The sequence below is a fragment of the Chryseobacterium arachidis genome (assembly GCF_900129245.1).
Lineage (GTDB): Bacteria > Bacteroidota > Bacteroidia > Flavobacteriales > Weeksellaceae > Chryseobacterium > Chryseobacterium arachidis.
In genome coordinates this window covers 65,533-80,905 of the sequence record NZ_FQUT01000019.1, presented here as the reverse complement: position 1 = coordinate 80,905, position 15,373 = coordinate 65,533, and the positions used below count along the sequence as shown (strand labels likewise).

The 15,373-nt window shown below is 36.9% G+C and carries 14 protein-coding genes and 1 pseudogene; 2 read left to right on the top strand and 13 right to left on the bottom strand.

The features are described 5' to 3' along the window. Together BUA89_RS22805 and BUA89_RS21380 are read left to right on the top strand one after the other, a co-directional pair. A pseudogene (locus tag BUA89_RS22805) lies at positions 1-140 on the top strand (IS1 family transposase); the annotation flags it as partial. 51 nt (positions 141-191) lie between these two features. Next, a complete protein-coding gene (locus tag BUA89_RS21380) occupies positions 192-602 on the top strand; it encodes a hypothetical protein (RefSeq protein ID WP_072963817.1) in 411 nt (136 codons plus the stop codon). A gap of 50 nt (positions 603-652) precedes the next feature. On the opposite strand, the gene BUA89_RS21375 is transcribed toward BUA89_RS21380, so the two are convergent. From BUA89_RS21375 to mraY, 13 genes are all read right to left on the bottom strand, one after another. Continuing rightward, positions 653-2,167 carry a GH3 auxin-responsive promoter family protein gene (locus BUA89_RS21375; protein ID WP_072963815.1) on the bottom strand — a complete coding sequence of 505 codons (1,515 nt, stop codon included), beginning with the start codon at positions 2,165-2,167 and terminating at the stop codon, positions 653-655. A 106-nt stretch (positions 2,168-2,273) separates the two neighbouring features. Further along, positions 2,274-2,684: a BrxA/BrxB family bacilliredoxin gene (locus tag BUA89_RS21370; protein WP_072963812.1), complete on the bottom strand. Its 411-nt coding sequence runs from the start codon at positions 2,682-2,684 to the stop codon at positions 2,274-2,276. Positions 2,685-3,105: 421 nt separating this feature from the next. Beyond that, entirely contained in the window at positions 3,106-3,552 is a 447-nt protein-coding gene (locus BUA89_RS21365; RefSeq protein WP_072963810.1) for a GatB/YqeY domain-containing protein, read from the bottom strand. A 111-nt stretch (positions 3,553-3,663) separates the two neighbouring features. Continuing rightward, entirely contained in the window at positions 3,664-5,553 is a 1,890-nt protein-coding gene (gene ftsZ, locus BUA89_RS21360; RefSeq protein ID WP_072963809.1) for a cell division protein FtsZ, read from the bottom strand. 71 nt (positions 5,554-5,624) lie between these two features. Further along, the gene (gene ftsA, locus BUA89_RS21355; protein ID WP_072963807.1) at positions 5,625-7,013 is read right to left on the bottom strand and encodes a cell division protein FtsA; all 1,389 of its coding nucleotides are present in this window, start codon (positions 7,011-7,013) and stop codon (positions 5,625-5,627) included. Between the two features lie 88 nt (positions 7,014-7,101). Further along, positions 7,102-8,067 carry a cell division protein FtsQ/DivIB gene (locus tag BUA89_RS21350; RefSeq protein WP_072963804.1) on the bottom strand — a complete coding sequence of 322 codons (966 nt, stop codon included), beginning with the start codon at positions 8,065-8,067 and terminating at the stop codon, positions 7,102-7,104. Between the two features lie 98 nt (positions 8,068-8,165). Further along, the gene (locus BUA89_RS21345) at positions 8,166-8,549 is read right to left on the bottom strand and encodes a GxxExxY protein (RefSeq protein WP_072963801.1); all 384 of its coding nucleotides are present in this window, start codon (positions 8,547-8,549) and stop codon (positions 8,166-8,168) included. A gap of 179 nt (positions 8,550-8,728) precedes the next feature. Next, complete coding sequence (gene murC, locus BUA89_RS21340) at positions 8,729-10,102, bottom strand: UDP-N-acetylmuramate--L-alanine ligase (RefSeq protein ID WP_072963798.1); 1,374 nt, start codon at positions 10,100-10,102, stop codon at positions 8,729-8,731. Further along, positions 10,103-11,197, bottom strand: a complete 1,095-nt coding sequence (gene murG / locus BUA89_RS21335; protein ID WP_072963795.1) for an undecaprenyldiphospho-muramoylpentapeptide beta-N-acetylglucosaminyltransferase — start codon at positions 11,195-11,197, stop codon at positions 10,103-10,105. It abuts the gene before it with no gap. A gap of 10 nt (positions 11,198-11,207) precedes the next feature. Next, a complete protein-coding gene (locus BUA89_RS21330) occupies positions 11,208-11,450 on the bottom strand; it encodes a hypothetical protein (protein WP_072963792.1) in 243 nt (80 codons plus the stop codon). Between the two features lie 12 nt (positions 11,451-11,462). Continuing rightward, positions 11,463-12,701, bottom strand: coding sequence for an FtsW/RodA/SpoVE family cell cycle protein (locus BUA89_RS21325; RefSeq protein ID WP_072963789.1), 1,239 nt, complete (start codon positions 12,699-12,701; stop codon positions 11,463-11,465). Positions 12,702-12,716: 15 nt separating this feature from the next. Further along, complete coding sequence (gene murD / locus BUA89_RS21320; RefSeq protein ID WP_072963786.1) at positions 12,717-14,054, bottom strand: UDP-N-acetylmuramoyl-L-alanine--D-glutamate ligase; 1,338 nt, start codon at positions 14,052-14,054, stop codon at positions 12,717-12,719. A gap of 64 nt (positions 14,055-14,118) precedes the next feature. Continuing rightward, complete coding sequence (gene mraY, locus BUA89_RS21315; protein ID WP_072963783.1) at positions 14,119-15,360, bottom strand: phospho-N-acetylmuramoyl-pentapeptide-transferase; 1,242 nt, start codon at positions 15,358-15,360, stop codon at positions 14,119-14,121. Positions 15,361-15,373 lie beyond the last annotated feature (13 nt).

Below are 15,373 nucleotides of genomic sequence, written 5' to 3'. Positions count from 1 at the left end.
GTTACAATTCCAGAATCAGACATTATTTGGCAAGATTTAAAAGAAAGACAAAGTGTTATTCTAAAAAACAATATATGTTAGAGAACTCATTAAAGTTATTATTTTTAAAACTTAATAACCAATTAGATATCTTAATTTAACAATGCCTAATATATATCACAAAAAAACATTTTAAACAAAATTATAATAGTATGAAAAAAAACATTTTATCGACATTAGTGATTGCAACAGTGGTTGTATCATGTACAAAATCAACTTCAAAAACTGAAAAGGTAGAAAATCCTGACGGAACAGTGACGACCACCACAACAACGGTTTCTGAAAGTGGGATTGGTGTTGACACAGCAAAAATTAATCAGGCAAAAGAGGATGTAAAATCTAAAGCTGATGAGGCAGGAAATAAAATCGATGCTGCCGCTCAGAATGCAAAAGAAAAGATTGATGCCACGGCGGATAAGACGAAACAGGATCTTCATCAGGCGGCACAGGATGTTAAGGCAGAAGCCAATAAAGTAGGAAAGGATGTTAAGGATGCTGCTGCAAAAGGGGCTTCAAAAGTAGAAGAAGGTGCTAAGAAACTGAAAGAAGATTTAAGCAAATAATTTTTCAGTCATAAAAATAAAAGGAAAACCGCAGAATTTCTGCGGTTTTTTTATTTGTTTAATTCCAATAAAGGATCAATATATTCTCTGTCGTTGCTCAATCTAGGGACTTTGTTCTGTCCGCCGAGCTTTCCTTTGGATTCCAGCCAGTTATAAAACAGCTTTTCCTTGGCAATATGAACGATTGGTCGCTTAAGGGTTATATTATTGTAACGCTTTGCTTCGTAATCCGAATTGATGGATTTTAAATGATTATCAAAAACATCGATAAAATGCTCTAAATCGCCCGGTTTTTCACAGAATTCAAAGATCCACTCATGAGCCCCACCCTCATTGTCTTTCATGAAAACAGGCGCTCCTGTGAAGTCGGAAACAGAAGCATTGGTTTCTTCACATGCTTTTGAAAGTGCCGATTCTACATTGGTGATCATTAATTCTTCCCCGAAAGCATTGATATAATGTTTCGTTCTGCCGGTAATTTTTATCCGGAAAGGATTTATTGAAGTGAAAATAACGGTATCACCTATCAAATACCTCCATAGACCTCCATTGGTCGTAATTACCATGGCATAGTTTTTACCAACTTCTACATCCTCAAGACTTACTACTTTCGGATTTGAAAAGTGAAACTGATCCATCGGAATAAATTCGTAGAAGATCCCGTAATCCAGCATGAGCAGCATTTCATCACTATTCGGTCTGTCCTGAATTCCAAAAAAGCCTTCGGAAGCATTATAGATTTCATAGTAATTGATATTTTTCCCAATAATCTGCTTAAACTGTTCTTTATAAGGCTTAAAACTGATTCCGCCATGAAAGAAGACTTCCAGGTTAGGCCATAGCTCAGAAATGTTGTTATAATCGGTTTCTTTTAAAACTCTTTGTAAAAGAACCATCATCCAGCTTGGAACTCCCAGAATACTTCCTACGTCTTCATTTTTTACTTCGGAGGTAATCGCGTTCAGCTTGCTTTCCCATTCTCCCATTAAAGAAACCTTCTTGCTCGGTGTGGTGGTAATTTCTACCCAAAACGGAAGATTATCAATTAAAATAGCCGATAAATCGCCAAATTTTGTATTGAAGTCTGCATACAATTCCGAACTTCCGCCTAAACGAAGATTTTTATAATTAAAAAGCTGGTTTTCCGGATGATTGTTGGCATAGATGGAAACCATGTCTTTTCCGGCTTTCATGTGGCAATATTCCAGGCTTTCCGCAGAAATAGGAATGAATTTGCTTTTAGCATTGGTTGTCCCTGATGACTTAGCAAAATGTTTGATATAACCCGGCCAGCTTACATCTTTCTGCCCCTGTCTTGCTTTTTCAATATAAGGCTCCATTTCTTCATACGTTACCACCGGAACTTTGTTCTTAAAGTCCTGATAACTCGAAATAGAATTGAATCCATACTTTCTGCCGTATTCTGTATCTTCGGCGTGAAACAGCTGGGAAAATAATATACCTTTCTGTGTTTCAATAGGATGATCCATAAAATTCTGAATCTGATCTATCCTTTGACGGATAAACCAGTTGACCACAGTATTGAAAAGTGCTTTCGTTGCCATTCCAACAAATATAATAATAATTGGATTTTCAGAGAATTTTTTTATTGTGATAAACAAAAAAAACCGCTACAAGATTGTAACGGTTTTATATTTAAGTTATTGTTTCTTAGCAATACTCGTCGTAAGCAGCCTGAAGGTTAGCAGCAATTGCACCTGCTGGGTTTCCTTCGATGTGGTGTCTTTCCAGCATGTGAACCAATTCTCCGTCTTTGAAAAGTGCTACGCAAGGCGAGCTTGGAGGGAATGGAGCCAAATGCTTTCTTGCTTCTACAACCGCTTCAGTATCGAAACCTGCAAAAACAGTTGTTAAATGATCAGGTTTTTTATCTCCTGTCAAAGAATATACAACTCCCGGTCTTGCCGCTCCTGCAGCACATCCGCATACAGAATTGATCACCAATAGAGTAGTTCCTGATTGTTTTAATGCTTCTTCTACCTGAGATGGAGTTGTCAAGTCTTCGAAACCTTTATCTGTAAGTTCAGCCTTCATAGGCAGTACTAAATCTTGTGGATACATATTTTTGTTTTTTGTAAAGTACAAATTTAAGCAATTCTTTACGTTTCATCAATACATAAAAACTATCACTCCTTTTGGTAAACAAAATGAATTGAATATTAATAGTTTAATAATATTGAAAAAAAATTAAATCAAATTCATATAATTCAATAAAAAATTATTAAATTTGAAATGATTCTGAAAACAAGTGACCATGAAAAAACAATTTACACAAATCCCTCGCCATTAATAACTCTTCCAATTTTGCCCCAAATACAGGCAGAATTGAAGTGTCTTCAGAAATAAATGAATCCCTAAACTTTACAGCTTAGGGATTCTTTAATCAAATCGATATGCAAAGGTTGAATATCCTTTTATAATGTTGTTGTTTTTAGTTGTCAGTTAATGTTTAAAGGCTATCAACGAACAACATCATCAACAATTAAGAAAGCAGTTTTTTAGCCATCTCGGAAATACTTTTTCCGTCTGATTTTCCGGCTAAAGATTTAGATGCTACTCCCATTACTTTTCCTAAATCTTTCATAGATCCGGCGCCGGTTTCAGCAATAATGTTTTTCATTTCTGCTTCCAATTCTTCTGCAGAAAGTTGTTTTGGTAAAAATTGCTCAATAATTTTCATCTGAGCTTCTTCAACTTCAGCTAGGTCATTTCTTCCCTGTGCCGTAAACTGGTCGTAAGAATCCTTACGCTGTTTTACCATTCTTTGGAGAATAGCAATTTCCTGTTCTGCTGTAACTTCTACGCCTCTGGCTTCCGTTTGCAGCAATAATATTTGAGATTTTACAGCACGAAGAGAATCCAAAGCAACTCTGTCTTTGGCTCTCATGGCTGTTTTTATAGCTTCGTTTATTGTATTTTCTAAACTCATGGTTTTAATTTGAAAATTTGAAAATGAGATAATTTGAAAATGTAATAACTGTTTAAAATCAAGAATTGAATAATTTTCAAACCCCTAGATTACTACATTTTCAAATTAAATTTAATCTACATCTTTATTTAAAAATCTGTTTTCTCTGATCTGCATCTCTCCGTTATTATCAGACATGTATGTGTTGATATTCTGGTCGGAAGCATTAGATCCTTCAATAGAAATATTCTTTCTTTTGAAGGCAGGAACAGATTCAAATTCGCTGGTGCTGTCGAAACTTTGGTAACGGGAGTTGAATTCTTTCAGTTTGTTTCTTCTCTCCATCACTCTCTCCTGATCCACTGTTTTATTAACAAAAGTGAACTCTTCCTCTGCAGGTTTTGGAGTTTCGATTTCCATCTTATTTTCGACAACAGGTTCTTCTTTTAAATTCTGAAAGAAATGCTCTACCTTTTGAAGAGGCTCTTCCGTTAATTGGTTGACCTCGTTAGACGTTGCAAACTCTGCTTTTGGCTGCCCAAAATCAGACTTAGGTTCGTTTTTAGAAGGTTCATTAACAAAGAAACTGAACTCGATCGGTTTTTCTTCTGAAAAACTATTGTTTGAAATATTTGACTGAGGTTCATCTCTTTTGCTGTCGAAATCAAACTTGAAAGATTCAATTTCAAGATCATTAGGATCTTCATTTTCTTCATCAATAGAAAACAGGCTGAAAGACTCCTCCTCTTCTTCATTCCTCCAGTTTTGAGCCGTATCTGCTTCTTTATCAAAGAACTTGATTTCCGTTTTTGTTTCCTCGTTGTCAATAATCATTTTTTTTTCAACAGACGTAGTCCCGAATTGAGGTATATCTCCGTCTTCGTCGTCTAATCTGAAAAGGTTTTTGCCCCCAAAATCATAGCCATGTTCCGGAGAAGACTGTCTTTCTTCCCTTGTTTTGAATGGTGATTCTTTTGGATTATCAAAACTGTCATTCAGGCTGATTTTGATTTTCTCTGTCGGCCCGGCAAACTTTTTATTGTCATTAGAAAAACCTGTTGCGATAACCAGAACGCTTACAGAATCTCCTAATTCCTCATCTGCACCTACCCCGAAGATGATATCTGCCGTATTTCCGGCTTCTTTCTGGATATGATCCATGATGATACCGATCTCGTCCATGGTTACTTCTTCCGCACCGCTTCGGATCAACAAAAGAACGTTTTTAGCACCTGTAATTTTGTTATCGTTCAACAGAGGGGAGTCTAATGCTTTTCTTACAGCTTCCTCAGCCTTATTTTCTCCGGAAGCAACACCGGTAGACATCAATGCCGTTCCCGAGTTCTGAAGCACAGATTTCGCATCTCTAAAGTCGATGTTTACATCAAAGTAACCTGTAATAACTTCCGCCATTCCTTTTGCAGCGTTGGTTAAAACTTCATCGGCTTTCGAGAACCCCTGCTTGAACCCAAGGTTTCCGAATTGCTGTCTTAATTTATCGTTATTGATGACAATTAATGAGTCAACATTATTTCTTAATTTATCGAGACCATTTTCAGCCTGTTCCAGTCTTCTTTTACCCTCAAAGCTGAAAGGGACTGTAACAATACCTACGGTTAAGATTCCCATGTCCTTGGCTACTTTCGCGATTACCGGAGCGGCACCTGTTCCTGTACCACCACCCATTCCGGCAGTGATGAAGACCATTTTGGTATTTTGCCCCATCGCAGCTTTGATGTCTTCGATGCTTTCGATCGCAGACTTTTCGCCCACTTCAGGGTCGGCTCCTGCGCCGAGACCTTCTGTGATGGTAGTTCCCAACTGTACCTTGTTGGCAACCGGATTATTATCTAAAGTCTGGGCGTCTGTGTTACAAATCACAAAATCTACCCCGTGAATTCCTTTCTCGTACATGTGTTTCAAAGCGTTGTTTCCGCCGCCCCCTACACCGATTACTTTGATGATCGATGAGTTCCCTTTTGGTAAATCAAACGAAAACCCTTGTGTACCTATATTTTCCATAATTGCTTTTTTTTAATATTGATAATTGATTAATGATAATTGAGTCATCATTCACATCTTATCATTTATCATTATTCTACTTCTTCAAAGAATTTTTTTACTTTTTCCATCAGCGACTGCCCGAATGTCAGTCTCGCCGCTTTCTTATTCTCTTGCTGTTCTTCAGGTTTCTGTTCGTGAACAGGCCCAATGTTTGGTTGCTGAACCGGCTGGGCTTCTTCAGCGGGAGCCTGCGCTGTAACAGCTTCCGGTTGGGTTTTCTCCTGAACAGGCTCTTCAACAATATTCAGCTTCTTATCCCTGATTTTTAAGCTTTCCATCAGCAACCCGATGGATGTAGCAAATTCCGGTCCTTTAAGATACTGATTTTTATCGTTCGCAATGTATTCATTTGCAAAACCTATTCTGCTGTCGAATCCTGTGGTATAATTAGCCAGCTGGCGAAGGTGTTTCAGGTTGGATCCACCACCGGTCAGTACAATTCCTGCAATTAGCTTTTTCTTCTGTTCGAATGCGCCGTAAGCTTTTAATTCTGTATTTACCATTTCCAGAATTTCCTCGACTCTTGCATTGATAATCTGTGCTAAAGTTTTCAGAGAAATTTCTTTATCCGGCCTTCCGTGAAGCCCCGGAATGGTAACGTATGTACTGTCTTTTTCTAGCTCAGGAACTGCGGAACCGAATTTTACCTTCAGTTGTTCCGCATGTTTTTCTATGATGGAACAGCCTTCTTTGATGTCTTCCGTAATAATTCCTCCTCCGTATGGGATTACACAAGTATGGCGGATGATATTATCTTTAAAGATCGCGATATCCGTAGTACCGCCACCGATGTCTACAATAGCGACTCCGGCTTCTTTTTCTTCTTTTGTAAGTACCGCTTCGGACGATGCCAAAGGTTCCAGGGTAAGGGCTTCCATTTCCAGGCCGGCTTCTCTTACGCATCTTGCGATGTTCCGGATGCTGCCCATTTGCCCTACCACAACGTGGAAATTAGCCTCAAGACGTTTGCCGTGCATTCCTACAGGCTCCTGAATTTCACCTTCCGAATCCACTTTATATTCCTGTGGTAGAACGTGAATAATCTCTTCTCCAGGAAGCATTACCAGCTTTTTGACCTGGTCTTTTAATGCTTCAATATCGTCGTCTGTGATAAATTTATCCGGATGTTCACGCATAATATAATCGGAGTGTTGCAGAGAACGGATATGTTTCCCCGCGATTCCCACCGTTACTTTACGGATAGGAACTCCTGCGCTGGACTGTGCCTCAGACACAGCAGCTTTGATTGAATTAATGGTTTGTGAAATGTTATTCACAATACCTTTGTGAACACCAAGACTTTTCGCCTTTCCTACACCGAGAACTTCTATTTTCCCGTGTGCATTCCTCCTTCCGACAATCGCAACAATCTTTGTTGTCCCGATGTCCAGACCTACTGAATACTCTTGATTTTCCATTTTTTATACCGATTTGATTTTTTTAATTTTTTTTCAGTCCTGTTTTAATAAGGTATATTTTGAATTGTCCTTTTTAATGAACTTTTCTTTATTCTATCTTAACTTTTGCCTTAGTTTTCGGTTTTGGTGCCGTTGATTTCTCTGTTTTTTTGCTTTCTTTCGGCTTTGCTGCCGCTTTTGTTTTTGTAGCGTTCGTTTTTTTTGTTTCTTTTTTTATTTCGGCTTTAGGTTTCGGTTCTGCCTCTGCCTTTTTTGTTGGGGCAGACGCCGGAGCTTTTGCCAGTTCTTTATTTCCAGCCTTTAAAATACTGTCATTTTCTTTGAAATAAGGATTTAAAGTCGTTACAATCTGGTTTTGATATTTAATGGAAACCATGCTGTACTTTTCGGGATCCTGATAGACAAGATATTTTTCGACAAATGCCTTAAACCCCTTTACTTTTAATTCAATATTATCTAAATCTCCTATTTCTACTTTATAATTTCCTTCACTAGTGAGAAGATTGTAATCTCCGTTTCTGTCTTTCGAGATACCGATGAAATATTTCTTACTGAAATCATCTTTATCAATCTTTTCTACCAATTTGACAAGTTTGGAATATTCATCTTTTTTTACATTTCCTGTTACAAGCATACAGGGATGCGAATAATTTTTTGAGATCGGAAATTCTGTTCCTTTTTCATCTACATAAAAATCTTTTCCGTCTTTATTTAATCTGAAAACCGGAACTCTCTGTTTGATGTCTAAATTCAGTTTACCATTTAAATTTAAATAAACATTGGCGCTGTCGACAGCCGGAAGATTATTAATTTTCTTTTCTAATGCCGGAATATTCAGATCACCAACTTTCCCTGAAGGATTTTCTTTTTTTACAATCTCACGGATATCTTTTTCGTTGATGAAATCTACTGGAGTTTTCTCGTTATTCATTTTTACAGAAATTTTATCGTCCGTAATCTTCTGACCGCTGAATTTCTTCAAAGAGAAACTCAACAGAAATCCTAAAATGATTACTGTAATGGCGATTTTTAATATTCTGTACTTGTTTTTCATTTTTTATTTTTGAACACGAAGTTCGCAAAGCTGTTCTTTACTAATACCGTTTATTTAGTTTCACAAAGCCGCTTCGCTTATATAAGCTAACGGTGCTTTTATTTTATATATCCGTTTATAACTCTATTTACTCCGTTTTTAAAAAGCTTAGAATTAAAATTTAATAATAATCCTAATCTATAATTCCCTAGTTTTAAATAATTTAATAATTGAGCGTTATGAAAATTATCCAAAGTTTCCTGAGCCTTAATCTCTATAACTACTTTATTTTCAATTAATAAATCAATTTTAAACGCATTTGATACTGTCAGATTTTCATATTGTATTGAAAGAAATTTTTGTCTTTCAACCAATAGTCCTCTGTTTACCAATTCATATTCTAGACATTGTTCATAAACTGTTTCGTATAAACCTTGTCCCAAAGCTCTATGAATCTTCAAACCTGCATCAACTACAATTTTTGCAATTTCGTTTTCATCCATTTTTGTGTTTTTATTCTAACTTATTTTTACCTTGAACACTAGGTTCACTAAGTTTTTTCTCTTTAGTCTCACAAAGCCGCTTCGTTTATAGGAGGGAGTTCTCATTTACCACTCTGTCACTTTCCGTTTTTGCTTTTACAAGCGAAGCGGCTTTGCGAGACTTTTTTTCAATATAAAAATTATCTCTGTGCACTTTGTGTTCCACTCAGCCATTCACAGATAGGATCATACAGCGTATCGATATTTCCTGCGCCTACAGTAAGAAGGATATCAAAATCTTTTTCTTTTATTTTATTAAAAGCTTCGCCTAATGTTGAAACTTCTTTTTTATCTAAATTTACTTTTTCCAATAACCAGCTTGAAGTAATTCCTTCAAAATTTTCCTGAAGTTCTCTTGCGGGATAAATATCAAGCAAAATCAATTCATCTGCTTTGCTTAAACTTTCAGCGAATCCATCTGAAAAATCTCTCGTTCTGCTAAAAAGATGCGGTTGAAAAGCCACCAATAATTTCTTTTCAGGGTAAAAAGTTCGGATCGAGCTCATCACCGCATTGATCTCCGTTGGGTGGTGCGCGTAATCGTCGATGTAAATTTTACCGTTTCCGTATCTGTGCTTGGTATATCTTCTTTTAATCCCCTTAAAATTGGCAATTGCTTTCTTCAGGGTTTCAAAATCTACTCCTAAACTGTTTAAAATCGCTAAGGCAACCGTCGCATTTTCAACATTATGTATTCCAGGAATTTCCCAGACAAAATCTTTGATCGTTTCTGTCGGGGTGTGGAAGTCAAAATAATTTTTATCTCCTTCCATTCTTAGGTTATCCGAGTAATAATCAGCCACTTCATTCACTGCATACGTAACATGGTATCTTCCGATTTCGATTCCTTTTCTTACAAAAAGCTGTTTGTCGTTCGGAACCAATGCTGCAAATTGTCTGAAACCTTCTTCAATATGATTTTTGTCCCCATAAATATCCAAATGATCTGCATCTGTGGAAGTTACTACTGCCCAATCCGGAGAAAGATTCAAAAAACTTCTGTCATATTCATCTGCTTCCACTACAGAATATTGCGATCCGTTGTACAGAAAATTCGATTTAAAATTCTCAGAAATTCCACCTAAAAAACATGAGAAAGGCAAATCTGCTTCTTTGCACAAATGAGCAACCAAAGTAGAAGTCGTTGTTTTTCCGTGAGTTCCGGCAACTGCGATGCAATCTGTATTTTCTGTAATTAAACCTAAAACTTTCGCACGTTTTAATACTTCAAACTGATGATCATTGAAATAATCTAAAATTCCTAAAACCTTGATCGCAGGAGTATAAATTACCAATGTATTTTCCTTCTGGAGTGAAGTGATTTTTTCATCAATAATATCTTCAAAAACAATATCGATTCCTTCGTTCATTAAAGCCGTTGTCAATTTGGTATTGGTTTTATCGTAGCCCAAAACTTTTTTGCCCGAAGCATGGAAATAACGCGCCAGAGCACTCATCCCGATACCTCCGATTCCAACGAAGTAAAAATTTTGATATGTTTCTAAATTGTTCATTTATTTTATCACTTTAAAAATCTCGTCCACAATCTCTTTTGCGGCGTTTGGCTTGGCAAAATATTTAAGATTCTCGGACATTTCTTTTCTTACATTTTCATTTTCGCAGATCTCTGAAAGGGTATTCCAGAATTTTTCCTGCATTTCAGAGTCTTTTACCATTCGGGCTGCATTTTTTTCAACCAGATTCATGGCGTTTTTGGTTTGATGATCTTCCGCTGCAAAAGGGAAGGGAACCAATAAAACCGGCTTTTGTGCTACTGCCAACTCTGAAATGGCAATCGCGCCCGCTCTTGAAACAATCACATCTGCCGCAGAATAGGCTGTTTCCATGTCTTTGATGAACTCTTTCAATTGGATGGAAGCTGGAAGCTGGAGGCTGGAAGACAATTCGTTGTAGTCCAACTTTCCGGTTTGCCAGATCAATTGATAACCTTTTTCTTTCAGATTTTCTAAATTATCTTTCCAACCGTTGTTTAATGTTCTTGAGCCTAAAGATCCGCCGACAGATAAAATTGTCAGTTTGTCTTTGTCTAAACCCATTTTTTCTTTTGCCTGGCAAGTTTCCTGCATTCCTGAAACGATATTCTCGCGGATCGGATTACCCAGAAACTTTATTTTTTCAGTAGGAAAACCTTCCACCTTTGGGTAGGCTGTAAATACGGCTTTCGCTTTTTTACTTAAAATTTTATTGGTTACGCCTGCATGAGCATTCTGCTCCTGAATAAAAATCGGAATTCGAAGTTTACTAGCTTCGTATAAAGCAGGACCACTCGCAAAACCACCGGTTCCCACCGCGAAATCCGGGGCAAAACTTTTAATGATCTTTTTAGATTTAGATAAACTTTTTAAAATTTTAAAAGGCAAACCTAAATTCGACAGCATATTTCCTCTGTCGATTCCCGCAATATCAATTCCTTCAATCTTGTAACCAGCCTGCGGAACTTTTTCCATTTCCATTTTTCCGTTGGCTCCGATGAACAAAAACTCTGCATCAGGAAATCGTTTTTTGATCTCGTCCGCAATAGCGATGGCAGGAAAGATATGTCCTCCTGTTCCTCCGCCGGATAATAAAACTTTCAGTTTTTTGTTCATTTTAATAATATTATGCTGTAGGTAAATTCTCAATTAAATCAATAAAGTCAACATTTACCCAAATCTCAATTTTATCTTTAATCAGCTTTACTGAAATTTCTTTCACATTGTAAACAGAATCATTAAGTTCAATAATTTCAGTAAATTCTAAATTATATGATTTCAGAAAATTGATGATTTCCTCATCGGTACTAAATACCAACACATCTTCTGAGCTTTTGTTATCAATACATCTTATTAAACTTATTTCCATTTTATTTTGTTTTTAAGCGATGTCGTTTATTTCGGCTACACTTTGTTTTTTTCCCATTCCTTCTTCATCATAGATCTGTATCCTGGAGCTGATATTCAGGATAATTCCCAACTGCAAATATGTTACCAACATTGAGGTTCCTCCGTAACTTATCAAAGGCAGCGGTTGCCCTGTAACAGGGATTAAATTGACTGCAACTGCAATATTTACAGAGAGTTGTATAAAAATCATCACACCGAGACTGAGAACGAGCAAAGACCCGAAAAAAGCGGGCATCTTGCTGGCTATCATTACGATACGAATCATCATAATTAAATACATACTAATTAAAAAAGCAGCTCCAATCACTCCGTATTCTTCTACGATTACGGCAAAAATAAAGTCGGAGGCAGACTGTGGAAGCATTTGTTTTAAAGCACTTTTCCCAGGTCCCATTCCGGTAATTCCACCGTGAACGATGGCCGCCTTTGCCTGCATGACCTGATAATTTTTTGCTTTTACGCTTTCATCATCAACATCTGCTGTTTTTGCTTTACTTGAGGTAAAGGTCTCAATACGGCTCATCCATGTATGAACACGGTTTCCTCCGATTAAATTGGTATTTAGAGCGATTATTAAAAACAAAACAATTGCAATGAATGATGCAGAAATAAATCCTGCAATATACTTCCAGTGTAACTGTCCGATAACCAATACGATAACCGAAACCATTAAGATCATCAAGGCGGTAGAACCGTTATCTTTTGCAACCAATACGAAAACCAAAAGAATAGGCCCGAAAATGTACATGATATTCTCAATCGGAAGCCTTTCCCGAGTGATTTTCTTGGTTAAATATCTGCATAAATAGATGATCAACATTAAAAAAGCGAACGAGGAGGGCTGAAATGAAATCGGCGTTCCCGGAATCTTCAGCCATCGGGAAGCACTGGCTCCGTCGATCGTCTGTCCGGTAAACATGGTGACAATCAGTAAAATAACCATTAAACCAAGCATGATACTGCTGAGTTTTCCGATGTATTCATATTTCACCATTCCGACCACTCTCATGATTCCCAAACCTAAGACTACAAAGAACATATGCTTGATAACGTGACCTGTTGTGGTCCCGTTATTAACGATATATTCCAGATTCGAACTTGCAGAATATACTGGGAAAATAGAGAAAATGGAGATCACAAGAATGACCATCCAAAGTACTTTATCGCCCTTCAGGAATTCAAATCTGTTTTCTGTGTCTTGTTCGTTCATACGTTTTGCTATTGGCTACTTGCTGTTTCCTTTTAAAACCTGCTCTTTAAACTGACGACCTCTGTCTTCATAACTTTTGAATAGATCAAAACTTGCGCAACAAGGAGAAAGTAAAACCGTATCTCCTTTTTTAGCTAAAGATTTTGAAATCTCAACTGCTTTTTCCATGCTTGAAGTGTCGTAAATAAACTCTTTCTTGTCTTTAAAGAAGTTGATAATTTTCTCATTATCAATTCCTAAGCAAACAATTGCCTTTACTTTTTTCTTGACTAAATCCTCAATTTCGGTATAGTCGTTTCCTTTATCTAAACCTCCAACAATCCAAACGGTCGGAGTTTTCATGCTTTCTAAAGCATAATACGTTGCATTGACATTAGTTGCCTTACTGTCGTTGATATATTTTACACCGTCAATTTCAGTTACAAATTCCAATCTGTGTTCAACTGCCTGAAAAGTCATTAATGAATTTCTGATACTTTCATTATTGATTTCCAATATTTTACCGGCAATTGAAGCGGCTAAGCTGTTCGCAACATTATGAGTTCCCAACAATGACAATTCGTCAATTTTCATTGAGAAATCATCCTTTAGTTTTACCTCAATTTTATTATCATTAATGAAACCTCCTTCAGACAACTTTTCTTTTGTTGAGAAAGGAATCATTTTCGCTTTGATCTCTAATTTTTCGAGAATGTTTTTGCTCATTTCATCATCTTTATTGTAGATGAAAAAATTGTCATTCTCCTGATTTTCAGCAATTCTGAATTTCGCCAACGCATATTCTTCGTAATTGTAATTGTACTGATCCAAATGATCCTGAGACAAATTCAATAATAAAGAAATGTAGGGTCTAAAATTCTGAATATCATCCAATTGGAAAGAACTTACTTCCAAAACATAATATTCATGGTTTTCATCGGCAACCTGTTTTGCAAAGCTGTACCCGATATTTCCGCCTAAACCTACATTTAATCCGTCATTTTTCAGGATATAATAGATCAAAGACGTGGTCGTTGTTTTCCCGTTGCTTCCCGTGATCGCGATGATTTTGGCATCTGTAAACTCCGAAGCGAACTCAATTTCAGAAGAAAGCCTGATTCCTTTCTCATGAATTTTCTGGATCATTTCTGCTTTTTTCGGAATTCCCGGACTTTTTACAATCCAGTCTGCATTTAAAATTCTTGCTTCATCGTGGCTTCCTTCTTCAAATTCAATTTCATTATCGATCAGGAACTGCTTGTAATTGTCTTTAATGGCGCCTTTATCTGAAAGAAAAACTTCCATTCCTTTCTTTTTCGCCAGATATGCAGCTCCACAACCACTTTCTCCTCCTCCTAAAACAACTATTTTCATATAATTTTCGATTTAATGACTGAATTATTTAATAGCTAAATAATTCAATTTTTAAATTAATTTTCTATCTCATCTTCAACGTAATCAGACATACAATGGCCAGCATTACTCCGATGATTATCATTCTGTTAACGATTTTGCTTTCATGAAAGCCTCCCTTCTGATAATGGTGATGTAAAGGGGACATTCTGAATAATCTATTGTTTTGGGCATATTCTAACCCGAATTTTCTTTTTCTGTATTTAAAAACGACCACCTGAAGCATTACGGAAATATTTTCAATCAGGAAGATTCCGCATAATACAGGAATCATTAATTCTTTTCTTAAAATGATTGCTAAAACTGCAATCACTCCGCCTAACATTAAGCTTCCTGTATCGCCCATGAAAACCTGAGCCGGATAGGTGTTGTACCAAAAGAATCCTATAACCGCTCCCACCATCGCAACAACAAAAATGGTGGTTTCTCCCATGTTGGGTAGGAACATAATGTTCAGATAATCGGCGAAAATGATGTTTCCTGAAAGGTAGGCAAACAAACCAAGCGTAAGTAAAATAACCGTACTTGTTCCTGCAGCGAGACCGTCGATTCCATCGGTGATGTTCGCCCCGTTTGAAACGGCCGTTACAATAAAAATTACGATCGGGATGAACACAACCCAAGCCCATTCGTGAGCATCTTTGTCATTCATCCAAAACAGGATTCCACTGTAATCGAATTCATTATTTTTAGCAAAAGGAACAGTAGAAACAGCGATCTTTTCTGTAGGCATAAAATTTTGCTCTACATTATTTCTGTTCACCACCTTTGCATCTGCATATTTTCTCTTAACAGTAATATCAGGGTGGAAATACATTGTAACTCCGACAATTAACCCTAAACCGACCTGTCCTACAATCTTGAATTTACCACTTAAACCGTCTTTGTTTTTTTTGATTTTCTTTAAATAATCATCAAGAAAACCGATGGCTCCCATCCAAATCACCGAAACAATCAAAAGAACAATGTATACATTTGTAATTCTTGTGAAGAGTAGCACAGGAATTAATGTTGCCAAAATAATAATCAAACCTCCCATTGTAGGAGTTCCTTCTTTTTGTTTCTGACCATCCAAACCAAGATCACGCACCAATTCTCCCATCTGTTTTGCTCTCAGATAGTTGATGATTCTTTTTCCGTAGACAAGAGCTATGGTCAAAGAAAACAAAACAGCCATCCCTGCGCGGAAGGAGATGTATTTCAACAGTCCTAATCCGGGAATGTGGATGCCCTGGCTGGTTAAATATTCATATAGATAGTATAACATGTGTTCTTTCAGT

Excerpts from the sequence above, each read along its gene's own strand:
- BUA89_RS21380 (WP_072963817.1), top strand. The coding sequence starts at position 192 with ATGAAAAAAAACATTTTATCGACATTAGTGATTGCAACAGTGGTTGTA.
- BUA89_RS21330 (WP_072963792.1), bottom strand. The coding sequence starts at position 11,450 with ATGGAAATAAGTTTAATAAGATGTATTGATAACAAAAGCTCAGAAGAT.
- murG (WP_072963795.1), bottom strand. The coding sequence starts at position 11,197 with ATGAACAAAAAACTGAAAGTTTTATTATCCGGCGGAGGAACAGGAGGA.
- BUA89_RS21375 (WP_072963815.1), bottom strand. The coding sequence starts at position 2,167 with ATGGCAACGAAAGCACTTTTCAATACTGTGGTCAACTGGTTTATCCGT.
- BUA89_RS21350 (WP_072963804.1), bottom strand. The coding sequence starts at position 8,067 with ATGAAAAACAAGTACAGAATATTAAAAATCGCCATTACAGTAATCATT.
- ftsA (WP_072963807.1), bottom strand. The coding sequence starts at position 7,013 with ATGGAAAATCAAGAGTATTCAGTAGGTCTGGACATCGGGACAACAAAG.
- BUA89_RS21325 (WP_072963789.1), bottom strand. The coding sequence starts at position 12,701 with ATGAACGAACAAGACACAGAAAACAGATTTGAATTCCTGAAGGGCGAT.
- murD (WP_072963786.1), bottom strand. The coding sequence starts at position 14,054 with ATGAAAATAGTTGTTTTAGGAGGAGGAGAAAGTGGTTGTGGAGCTGCA.
- ftsZ (WP_072963809.1), bottom strand. The coding sequence starts at position 5,553 with ATGGAAAATATAGGTACACAAGGGTTTTCGTTTGATTTACCAAAAGGG.
- BUA89_RS21365 (WP_072963810.1), bottom strand. The coding sequence starts at position 3,552 with ATGAGTTTAGAAAATACAATAAACGAAGCTATAAAAACAGCCATGAGA.
- mraY (WP_072963783.1), bottom strand. The coding sequence starts at position 15,360 with ATGTTATACTATCTATATGAATATTTAACCAGCCAGGGCATCCACATT.
- BUA89_RS21345 (WP_072963801.1), bottom strand. The coding sequence starts at position 8,549 with ATGGATGAAAACGAAATTGCAAAAATTGTAGTTGATGCAGGTTTGAAG.
- murC (WP_072963798.1), bottom strand. The coding sequence starts at position 10,102 with ATGAACAATTTAGAAACATATCAAAATTTTTACTTCGTTGGAATCGGA.
- BUA89_RS21370 (WP_072963812.1), bottom strand. The coding sequence starts at position 2,684 with ATGTATCCACAAGATTTAGTACTGCCTATGAAGGCTGAACTTACAGAT.